Source organism: uncultured Thermomonas sp. (assembly GCF_937872235.1).
GTDB classification, from domain to species: domain Bacteria; phylum Pseudomonadota; class Gammaproteobacteria; order Xanthomonadales; family Xanthomonadaceae; genus Thermomonas; species Thermomonas beijingensis.
Map to the genome: position 1 here is coordinate 1 of NZ_CALMPC010000032.1, position 1,472 is coordinate 1,472.

General features: G+C 60.6%; 2 protein-coding genes. One reads left to right on the forward strand and one right to left on the reverse strand.

Annotation, left to right across the window (positions count from 1 at the left end):
* A partial coding sequence (gene hutU, locus QWB57_RS02945) for a urocanate hydratase (RefSeq protein ID WP_288968268.1) occupies positions 1–959 on the reverse strand: 959 nt, incomplete at its 3' end.
* Positions 960–1,107: 148 nt separating this feature from the next.
* On the opposite strand from hutU, the gene QWB57_RS02950 reads away from it, so the two are divergent.
* Positions 1,108–1,472 (forward strand): TetR/AcrR family transcriptional regulator (locus QWB57_RS02950; protein WP_288968269.1); only part of this gene is annotated, 365 nt, incomplete at its 3' end.

The following is a 1,472-nucleotide window of genomic DNA, read 5'->3' on the forward strand; positions in this document are numbered from 1 at the left end:
GGGATGCCCTGTGCGTGGAACGCCAGCATGGCTTCCACATGCACACGCATCGATTGCTTGGCGGCATCGCGCACGGCGTCAGGATTGGCTTTTTGTTCGGCCAACCATTGCTCGACCGTCCACCCTATCGGCAGGTAGCCGTGTACCGGGTCGTGCGCGCTGGTTTGGTCCGTCACGCAATCGGGCTTCACGCCGCGCCTGACCAATTCCGGCAAGATTTCTGCAGCATTGCCCAATAGCGCGATGGACTTGGCTGCGCCGGCTTGCGTGTATTTTTCGATGCGCGCCAATGCGTCATCAATATCGCTGGCCTGCTCATCCACATAGCGTGTCTTCAAGCGGAAATCGATGCTGCTCTGGCGGCATTCGATAGTCAGCGAACACGCCCCGGCCAGCGAGGCCGCCAATGGCTGCGCGCCGCCCATCCCACCCAAACCCGCCGTCAAAATCCAGCGCCCCTTGAGGCTACCGCCAAAGTGCTGGCGCCCCATTTCGACAAAAGTTTCGTAAGTGCCCTGCACGATGCCCTGGCTGCCGATGTAGATCCAGCTGCCGGCGGTCATCTGCCCGTACATCATCAAACCCTTTTTATCGAGTTCGTTAAAGTGCTCCCAGGTGGCCCAGTGCGGCACCAGATTGGAATTGGCGATCAGTACACGCGGTGCATCGGCATGGCTGGGGAACACCCCCACCGGCTTGCCCGACTGCACCAACAGGGTTTCGTCATCGCCCAGGGTTTTCAGCGTGTCCAGAATCTTGTCGTAGCTCGCCCAGTCCCGCGCTGCGCGACCAATGCCGCCGTACACCACCAGCGAGGCGGGGTCTTCCGCCACTTCGGCATCCAGGTTGTTCTGCAACATGCGATATGGCGCTTCGGTCAACCAACTTTTGCAATTGAGCTGGTTGCCGCGCGGCGCGCGAATCTTGCGGGAGGGATCGAGGCGGCTGCTGGTGGTCATGGTGAGATCCGGGACAGGAAGTGCGGTGTGCAAAATTTTGCGCCGAGTCCCCGCGTACCACCACCACCTGACCCCGCAAACCCTCGGCATTGGCAAGCATTCAGCCTGAAATTTGCCCAAACACAGACCCATTGCGTACGCTGTACGCATGACTGGCACACCCACCGCACAGCGTATCGTTGCCGCCGCTCGCGGCCTGCTGCAGCGCGAAGGTGTTGCTGCGGTGCATATGCGCAAGGTGGCGCAATTGGCCGGCATCAGCCCGATGGGCATTTACCGCCATTTCGCCAACCGCGATGCCTTGCTGCAACGACTGGCCGACGACAGTTTCGACGAGATCACGCATCACTGGTTGGCCATGCGCAGCGGCAGCGATGTGCTGGCGCAACTCATCGCCCTGCAACGCATTTATCTGGATTACGCATTGGCGCATCCACATGTGTTCGAGCATGCGTTTTCATCGCATCGCGGCAATGCGCGGCGTTTCCCGGAGGATTTCCACGCACGTCGCTC